Below are 7,736 nucleotides of genomic sequence, written 5' to 3'. Positions count from 1 at the left end.
CTCCCGAACAGACCGATCTGACGGCACAGCACCACGAACTGCGCGCAAGCGGCCTGGATGGCCGGGCCATTGTCCTTCCGGAAGTCGGCGATCGTCTTGTGGTCAGGCGCCAGTCGGCCGGTCAGCCACATCAGCTCGACATTGCGCTGAGCCTCGCGCTCCAAGCGGCGGCTGGACTGGACCTTGTTCAGGTAGCCGTAGATGTAGAGCTTCAGTAGCGTCGCCGGGTGGTAGGCTGGCCGCCCCGTCGCCGCCGGTGTCACGCCCTCGAAGTCCAGCGCCCTCAGGTCCAGTTCATCGACGAAGACGTCGACCACCCGCACCGGGTTCTCATCGGCCACATAGTCGTCAAGACAATCAGGAAGCAGCGTCGGCTGGCGCCGGTCAGAACCTTGGACGAAGCGGCTCAACTCCCTCCCGACTGCAACGTCAGGAGTCTAACTCAACAGCGCGTTTTCACACATGGGGTAATCGCGGGAGCGAGGCGCCTCCAAGCCTCTACTGGCCGTTCGAACGGGTGGTTGTTCCCCGATAAGATGGACGAACGGGCTCTCGACTTGCGGCCGGGCCCAAGCATCGAATGGAGAACAACCATGGGCGAGTATAGACGGCGGTATCCGTGCGGCGGGCAGGCCAGCGGATCTGGCGCGGCAAGTGCCCGTCGGATCCAAGACTTCTCGCTGAGGTGATACGTAAGCGGGCGCCCGAAGTTGAGCGGGTCGTCTTCGAGACCGGTCCATTGTCGGTTTGGTTTTACCATGCGCTGACGGCAGAAGGCATTCCGGCGATCTGCATCGACGCGCGGCATGCCAAGGCGGCGCTCGACATGGCTCCGAACAAAACAGATGCGAACGACGCCGACGGCCTGGCGCATCTGGCCGAGGTCGGCTTCTTTCGCGAGGTCCGGGTGAAGGGCTATGACAGCATGCTGATGCGGACCTTGGTCGCAGCGCGCACCAAGCTGGTCCGGATCACCACCGAGCTCTCAAACCAGATCCGTGGCCTGATGAAGACGTTCGGGCTGCTGGTCCCATCAAGCAAGGGCGGCAAGTTCGAGGAGCATGTTCGGCGGCTGCTTGCCGACAAGGAGGAGCTTGCGCGCGTCATCCGCCCGATTCTGGACGCGTGGCGCGGCATCCGCCTGCGGGCAACCGAGCTCGGGCGCCAACTCCTGAGCGCCGCACGACAAAGTCAGGCCTGTCGGCTTCTCATGTCGATCCCTGGCGTGGGCGCGGTCACGGCAACCTCTTTCGCCACCGCCATCGAAGATCCGGCCAACTTCTCCAAGTCCCGCTCCGTGGGGGCATGGCTCGGCCTTACAACCCGCCGCTACCAATCTGGAGAGGTCGATTATGACGGCCACATCTCGAGGCGCGGCGATGCCCATATCCGAGGCCTGCTCTATGAGGCCGCAACCGTCATCCTGACGCGGGCGCAGGCCGAGAGTGACCTGCGTCGCTGGGGCTTGAAGCTGCGTGAAAAGTTGGGCTTCAAGCGCGCAGCCGTCGCCGTCGCGCGCAAGCTGGCCGTGATCATGCACGCCATGTTGAAGTCCGGCGAGCCGTTCAACCGAACCGCCGCCGCCTGACGCGGCCAGGCTCGTTTGTGCCAATCCTGAAGGTGCTCTGAGACGTCCCTGCCGGGACGTAGGCCGAACCATTCCGCCGAGGCTGTTGCAGTGTCGAGGCCATGCTCGCCGCCTGCGCTCCACACATTGGAAGGTTCGCCCCGCGAAGCCCCATCATGCGGCGACTTCATGTCGACCGCGAAGACGACCGTGCTCCCGGCAAGCGACATCCCAGTCCGCAAAAAGGCTTGATCTTCGAGCTGCGATTAGACGACAGCCTCGACCCAATTGAGACGTTTGCGGCAGAGCGCCAGACGGGGGAATTGGCTCGTTGCTGATCCTCGCGGCGTCCGCTTTCAGGCATCCTGATTGGGGCGCTCGCCCACAAACCCTATATGCCGGATACGATCGTCAAGATGCTTCCAGCGCGATCGCACGCGCGCACGAACCCGAACCATTTCGTTCATCCTGCGTTCCCATTCGGACGGCTCTTATCGCCAGGAGCATACAGGGAGCATCCCAATGCGTCGGTTTTTACTCGCTACTATTCTCTTTGGTGCGGCAGCCACGATGGCCACCGCCGCGCCACAAACGTTGCCCGCGTCCGGAGCACTGGACAAGCTGCCCGCGGAATACACTCGCCATAACCGCGATCATCGGATGGCAGAGATTGAGTACCACCAACAACGGCATCGCTATTACCGGCGCGATTACGACAATGGCTATGGGTACGGTCGGCGGCATGGTGGCCCACCGCCGTGGGCACCCGCTCACGGCTACCGGCGCCATTACTCCGAGCGGTGGTAAAGAATAAAGAGGATGGGCGCCGGGCGGACTTCCAGCCTTGCCAGGTGTTCAACCCGCCGCGGATCGAGCACGCTACGCCACCCCGGCACAATCATCTGCGGACACGAACGTATTTTGCCGCGGCGGGGACGTGGTCCGCTTTCCTGGCCTTCCAACTCCACACGCATCGAGTTGCTTGCGTAGTGCCCTCGCCGGATCTTCCGTCGGCGTGCCGCTTTCTGCCTTCTAACGGACCGGCTCCAGGAACGGCGTATCCGGCTCGCTGACGTAGAAGATCACCAATTCCAAGGTCTCGCTGCCCCGATTGTAGCCGGTCATCTTGACGTTCGGCGGCTCAACCAGCGACTCGCCGGACTTCACCGTCACTGCCGTGCGCCCTTGCATTTCCAGTGTGAAGGCGCCTTCGATGACATGGACCGTTACCGGGAAACGGTGCTTAAAGGTGTCCTGTCTCCCGGCTTGATCATGGCGGTCATCTCCCTGATTTCCTGCTGAGAACCGGTCGGCATTCCCGAAACCACGGTCTTGAGCACGAGTTCAGGGCGCGACATCCGCTCTGTCTGGGCAGCTACCGGCAGTGAGGCGAGGACACACGCCGCAATCGGCAGGCAACGCATGGTCGTCTCCATGGACGGTTGCAGTTGAATAAGAGGCTGAGTGGGGCCCGCTGCTCCGGGGGATGGAGCCGCAACTGGGACATTTTAGTGCCTCAACAACTGTTGGCCCAGGAGGCGAGTTTTCGCGAAGATGCTGCTTGCGCTGCGACGTTGCCCTTCGAGTTCAATCAAAACCTTCGACTTCATCGGCTTCGTCATCAGACAACAGTTTCGTGAGCAGGACGTAGCGATTCAGGGAGGCCATGCTGATATCGCGCAGGCATCTCTCCTTAAGTTTGAAAGCTTCTGCTCGGACGACTGCGCGCAGTTCTGGTGAATGGATATGGAACTGTTCGCTTTCCCCCAGCATGCGGTGAAGTGTGCGGTCCCATGGGATGCATGTTTTGGACTGAAATGTTTTCGGCGCAACAGCGTCGACGGCCACTGCGTTTATACACGATGTGAAGAGTGCGCCCGCAACCATCGCGATACGAATTCGCATGAGACGCTACCTCACAAGGTGATCTGGTTTTGCTTGTATGCAAGGCTGTAGATCTGGATCAATCGCAAGATGTTTATTGGCAGCAATATCATGTGAAGTATGTAAATTGGAGGTAAACTATTTATTATGCCGTATAAAATAAACATAGAGTTTGCTATTATTGCTGAAATTCTCATTTTTCTTATGTTTGTGCTGTAGAAAGCAAAGATTGTCGCGAAAGCAGCAACGTATCCTGTTGCGCTTATGTCTTGAATTGCGGAATCAATATTTAAGGTACCTACCATTGGCATGCAACCGCACTGCTGGAGCAATGACACTTCATGATCCGCAAAGTGTCACGGTTTGGAGGTGCTGAACGCTAAATTCGTGTTGCGCTGCAATTTTCGTTGCGAAATCTGTATCGACACTGCGTATTGTGTTTCGTGTGCTGAGATAAAGGTTGCAGAGCGAGGGATGTAGATGGCCACGCCGGCAATTGATATCGAACGCTTGGCGATGTTCGACCTCGTCAGGGCGAGAGATCCGGGTGACATCAGCGGGAAGACACAGGTCATGGAACGCGGCGTTCAGTCCAGCCGCGTCTTCACGTATCAACTGCGGGATCGCACGTTATGGCGAACGCGGTTCAACCGGCCAATTTTCACGTTGGCGACGCGCTGCTCGGGTTCAATCCTGGCGAGCTACGCTGACAGCAGCTTCGCAACGGACGTTTCTGTCGATGGCGACGATGGCGAGCTCTATTGTTTCACGTCGATACTAAGCGGCCATACGACCTTGGGGCAAACGGGGCACAGGACGATGGTCGGCCACGGTTGCGGCCTCGCCTGGAGGCCTGGGCCGGGGACGACGCTGTCCGTGAGCGACAGCAACGCGCGAACAAACGTCTTCTTCAAAGTGAGCGAGATGGAAGGCGCACTCGAACACATGCTCGACGAGCATCTACGCCAGCCGCTTCGTTTCGAACCAACGCTTGACTGGAACACTGGGCTCGCGGCGAGCCTCAAGTGTCAGCTCGACTTCGTCATAGAGGAGTTTCAGCGAGCGGATGGCATCTTCGCGAATGCTGTTGGGCTCGCATCCCTAACCGATTTGCTCATCTCGCTCGCGCTCCGTGGCGCGCCGCATAATCACAGTGGGCGGCTTGCGATTACCACTACGAGCGCAGTCCCGGCATATATCCGGCGAGCGGAAGAATTTATGCGTGCCCATGGCGCAGAGCCGATCCGCATGGAGCATGTTGCGGCTGTCGCAGGATGCAGTCTGCGAACTCTCGAGGCCGTGTTCAATCGTTTTCGCGACCAGACGCCGTTAGCCGCTCTCCATCGTATCCGGCTCGACCTGGTAAGAGATGAACTGGCCAACCGCTCTACTGAGGCGGTTGTCAGCGAAGTTGCCCGCCGATACGGCTTCGCCAATTCGGCGCGATTTGCGACCGCTTATCAACGCCGGTTTGGTGAGACACCCAAAGAGACCGCTAGGCAGGTGCTCAAAGGGCGGCGGCGGCCGGGTTAGGCCGGCGGTTGCGTGGTCGCTTCGGTGCTTTCCTACGTCCGGTTTGAGGCAATGCCCTCACATCGGCAGTTGGCGCATTCACTCGGGCGGAGTTATGCACGCGAATTCCGCTCTCCACCCTCTTGCGACTTTCCGAAGGTCTGCAAAAGGCGCGTGGGACATGTTCGGTCGCCGCCTAACTCCCGGAAATGCGATTTGTGCCCTGGAGTCAGCGTACCATTCACAGGTAACGTCGAAGGAACTCCAGTGTTCTACCGACGGCATCCGGCAGCGCGGCAAACGACAGCCCGTGTCCTTCACCGGGGTAAATATGGCTCTCCACGACGCCGCCGCGCGATTTGAGGGTCCGCTCGATCGAAAGCGCATTGGATACCGGCACCACGCGGTCGGCGTCGCCGTGAAGGATGAGCGTTGGAGGCAACCTCCGGGCTCCTTCCAGCCCTGGCGGTGCAAAGCCAAAAAAGTCGACCACGGCATTGATGCGAGGTGTCCTGGCGGCAAGGGCAAGTGCCAAAGCCGCGCCAAGCGAGAACCCGACCACGCCTATACGACCAGGGGCAACGCCGATGGCGCGCTCGATCTCCCCACCCAAGGAGCTCTCGATAGCCTGCCTCCAAACCGGAAACTTAGCTTGGATTTCGCCATAGCGAGCTCTGCGATCCCCGGTGGCTTCGAAGTAGCGGGGCAGGAATACGGCGTAGCCGGCTGCGGCAATGGCTTGGGCCGCAAACTCGTAGCGACCACCATTTGTGAGGCCATCCGAGCCGTGGAGCAGGACAATCGCCGGCTTCGAACCAGTCGTCGGGCCATATCGGTCGACAGGAATCCTGGACTCCGCTCTCGGGGTATTGGAAGCGATCGCGGCACTGCAAGCGCCCGCTACAAATGCGCGCCGATGCATCTACTCAGCGGCCTGGGACCAGCGTTCCTTGGCCTCGGAGGCCGGCAAAATGAGTTTGATCGAGTCGCCGTCTATGGCGACCACGAGCCCGATGTCCAGATAGTGATGCGCGCCGCCTGATTCCGGATCATTTTTCTTCAGCTTCAGTAACTGGCCGCTGAGGCTATCCACGGTGCCGACGTGGCCTCCGTCGGCGCCAACGACCTTCTGGCCCTCCTTGATCTGCTGAACGAACATCATGGGACTGCTCCGCTGGTGCTGCATCAATGCGGCAACGGAGGGTGTGAGCCAAAGTTCCCAAATAAATTCCCCGAGTGCTCCATGCGCGAAAGTTGGGTGGCCGATCGGACAGGCGCGATGGGCCATAGGGCTCCTGCGCTATTCCGCATTGCGGAAAATCCTTAGAACCAATTGCTCTTCCGGACGTTGCGATTTCATCGGACGGCTCCAGTGAAAAAACGGACCATGACGATTCCGCATACTTCGCCTGGCTCCTTCGAATGCGCTGACGCCGTCGAGCTTGCGAAGGAACTGATCGGAGCGCTGCTCCTTGTCGACGGCGTGGGAGGCACGATCGTCGAAACCGAGGCCTATCTTCGTGACGATCCCGCATCACACAGCTATCGCGGCCGCACTCCCGCCAACGCAACGATGTTCGGGGATTCCGGGCACGCCTATGTCTACCGCTCCTACGGCTTGCATTGGTGTTTCAATGTCGTTGCGGAGGGCCATGGCGCCGTTTTGATCCGCGCGATAGCCCCGGAGGTCGGCATCGATAAGATGATCATGCGGCGAGGGACGGAGAGAAATCTCTGCTCGGGACCCGGGCGGCTCGCAAGGGCGCTTGGAATAACCGATGTGCACAACGGCCTGAGTTTGGCGGAACCCCCTTTTTTCGTTGGAGCCCCCAGTGAACGACCGGCAATCGTGAGCGGCACTCGAATAGGCATTTCCAAAGCGCCCGAGCGGCCCTGGCGCTTCGGTCTGCATGGTTCACGCTTCTGGAGCCGCCCCTTCGCTCCGCAGCAACCTGGAGACGCAGGGACAACCGGCTAGTGGTTATCCCGGGACTGCCGAAAGCCCTTGGGTGGTGAAGAACTCTCGGTCAGGCGCATCCCTCGGGAACATCGGGGCGAGCCAACCGTATCCCTTGCAAGAGCATCGCGGCACATTTTGTGGGCGGGAGCTCTGGGAAACCATCGGAGGTCTCGAATATGAGCGACCCATCCAACAATGATGCCAGCAAAACGGCCGAACGGGCGCATCGGCAAAGTGAAACTCCGGGGGGGCAGGCGATAACGCCCATGCGCGCGGAAGACCATTCGAATGCCCGTCCAGCCGCGGAGACCCCTGTCGAGGGGCGGCAGGGTTTTCTCGGCCGCCCGGTTCTCGCTGTGCTCATCGGCGGCCTTTTACTGGTTGGCCTCGCGTGGATCATCGTGCACTACGCGACGAGGTAAGCGTGGGGATGGTCCCGACTCCGGCACGGGCCTGCGCATCCGGTGCCTTGCCGCCAGGCTCGGCCGCAACAGGCGGTTGATCGTGTGACAGTCGCTTTTCGAGCAAGCGCCGCATTGCCAGAGCATTCTTTGGCGCAAAACCTTCATAGTCGTTGTTGAAGTAGATCCACGCTCTCCTGGCACCGCTCGCTCGGATCTTGTCGGCCCAGATTTTCAATTCGTCGTCTGAATAATCATGCCGGTACCATCGTTCCGGACCGTGGAGCCGCAGGTAGATTTCATCGGCGGTCCGCACCAGGTCATCGGGAAGACGGGGTCCGCTGCATGAGCAGAAGATCGTGCCGGTCTCGCGAAAAGCCGAGTACACCGTTTCATTCCACCAGCTCGCGTG

At 60.1% G+C, this 7,736-nt stretch carries 10 protein-coding genes; 3 read left to right on the top strand and 7 right to left on the bottom strand.

The genetic code is table 11. The features are described from left to right. A partial coding sequence (locus AC1DW9_RS35645; protein ID WP_476855359.1) for a transposase occupies positions 1-410 on the bottom strand: 410 nt, incomplete at its 3' end. 209 nt (positions 411-619) lie between these two features. Here AC1DW9_RS35645 and AC1DW9_RS35640 point away from each other — a divergent pair. Continuing rightward, on the top strand, positions 620-1,588 hold the full coding sequence (locus tag AC1DW9_RS35640) for an IS110 family RNA-guided transposase (RefSeq protein ID WP_476777494.1): 969 nt from the start codon (positions 620-622) through the stop codon (positions 1,586-1,588). Between the two features lie 1,011 nt (positions 1,589-2,599). On the opposite strand, the gene AC1DW9_RS35635 is transcribed toward AC1DW9_RS35640, so the two are convergent. The 3 genes from AC1DW9_RS35635 to AC1DW9_RS35625 form a co-directional block, all read right to left on the bottom strand. Next, a complete protein-coding gene (locus AC1DW9_RS35635; RefSeq protein WP_441508549.1) occupies positions 2,600-2,740 on the bottom strand; it encodes a cupin domain-containing protein in 141 nt (46 codons plus the stop codon). Between the two features lie 53 nt (positions 2,741-2,793). Next, the gene (locus tag AC1DW9_RS35630; RefSeq protein WP_476777495.1) at positions 2,794-2,991 is read right to left on the bottom strand and encodes a hypothetical protein; all 198 of its coding nucleotides are present in this window, start codon (positions 2,989-2,991) and stop codon (positions 2,794-2,796) included. 163 nt (positions 2,992-3,154) lie between these two features. Next, positions 3,155-3,472 (bottom strand): hypothetical protein, encoded by a 318-nt coding sequence (locus AC1DW9_RS35625; protein ID WP_441508551.1) that lies wholly within the window; start codon positions 3,470-3,472, stop codon positions 3,155-3,157. 459 nt (positions 3,473-3,931) lie between these two features. Between AC1DW9_RS35625 and AC1DW9_RS35620 the strand changes: the two genes are divergently transcribed. Continuing rightward, the gene (locus AC1DW9_RS35620; protein WP_441508552.1) at positions 3,932-4,984 is read left to right on the top strand and encodes a helix-turn-helix domain-containing protein; all 1,053 of its coding nucleotides are present in this window, start codon (positions 3,932-3,934) and stop codon (positions 4,982-4,984) included. A gap of 220 nt (positions 4,985-5,204) precedes the next feature. Here the strand turns inward: AC1DW9_RS35620 and AC1DW9_RS35615 are convergent, their stop codons facing one another. Continuing rightward, positions 5,205-5,885 carry a dienelactone hydrolase family protein gene (locus AC1DW9_RS35615; protein ID WP_476777497.1) on the bottom strand — a complete coding sequence of 227 codons (681 nt, stop codon included), beginning with the start codon at positions 5,883-5,885 and terminating at the stop codon, positions 5,205-5,207. Continuing rightward, positions 5,886-6,125: a DUF2171 domain-containing protein gene (locus tag AC1DW9_RS35610; RefSeq protein ID WP_441508554.1), complete on the bottom strand. Its 240-nt coding sequence runs from the start codon at positions 6,123-6,125 to the stop codon at positions 5,886-5,888. 225 nt (positions 6,126-6,350) lie between these two features. Between AC1DW9_RS35610 and AC1DW9_RS35605 the strand changes: the two genes are divergently transcribed. Next, positions 6,351-6,941 (top strand): DNA-3-methyladenine glycosylase, encoded by a 591-nt coding sequence (locus tag AC1DW9_RS35605; protein WP_476855360.1) that lies wholly within the window; start codon positions 6,351-6,353, stop codon positions 6,939-6,941. Between the two features lie 378 nt (positions 6,942-7,319). On the opposite strand, the gene AC1DW9_RS35600 is transcribed toward AC1DW9_RS35605, so the two are convergent. Continuing rightward, positions 7,320-7,736, bottom strand: a 417-nt coding sequence (locus tag AC1DW9_RS35600; RefSeq protein ID WP_476855358.1) for a DUF72 domain-containing protein, incomplete at its 5' end; no start/stop codon positions are given.

This window comes from Allobosea sp. P4_E12 (assembly GCF_056401655.1).
This window is presented reverse-complemented; position numbering and strand designations above follow the sequence as displayed.

What these genes read in the sequence shown, in the direction of transcription:
- AC1DW9_RS35630 (WP_476777495.1), bottom strand. Translation starts at nt 2,991, where the DNA reads ATGCGTTGCCTGCCGATTGCGGCGTGTGTCCTCGCCTCACTGCCGGTA.
- AC1DW9_RS35625 (WP_441508551.1), bottom strand. Translation starts at nt 3,472, where the DNA reads ATGCGAATTCGTATCGCGATGGTTGCGGGCGCACTCTTCACATCGTGT.
- AC1DW9_RS35620 (WP_441508552.1), top strand. Translation starts at nt 3,932, where the DNA reads ATGGCCACGCCGGCAATTGATATCGAACGCTTGGCGATGTTCGACCTC.
- AC1DW9_RS35615 (WP_476777497.1), bottom strand. Translation starts at nt 5,885, where the DNA reads ATGCATCGGCGCGCATTTGTAGCGGGCGCTTGCAGTGCCGCGATCGCT.
- AC1DW9_RS35610 (WP_441508554.1), bottom strand. Translation starts at nt 6,125, where the DNA reads ATGATGTTCGTTCAGCAGATCAAGGAGGGCCAGAAGGTCGTTGGCGCC.
- AC1DW9_RS35605 (WP_476855360.1), top strand. Translation starts at nt 6,351, where the DNA reads ATGACGATTCCGCATACTTCGCCTGGCTCCTTCGAATGCGCTGACGCC.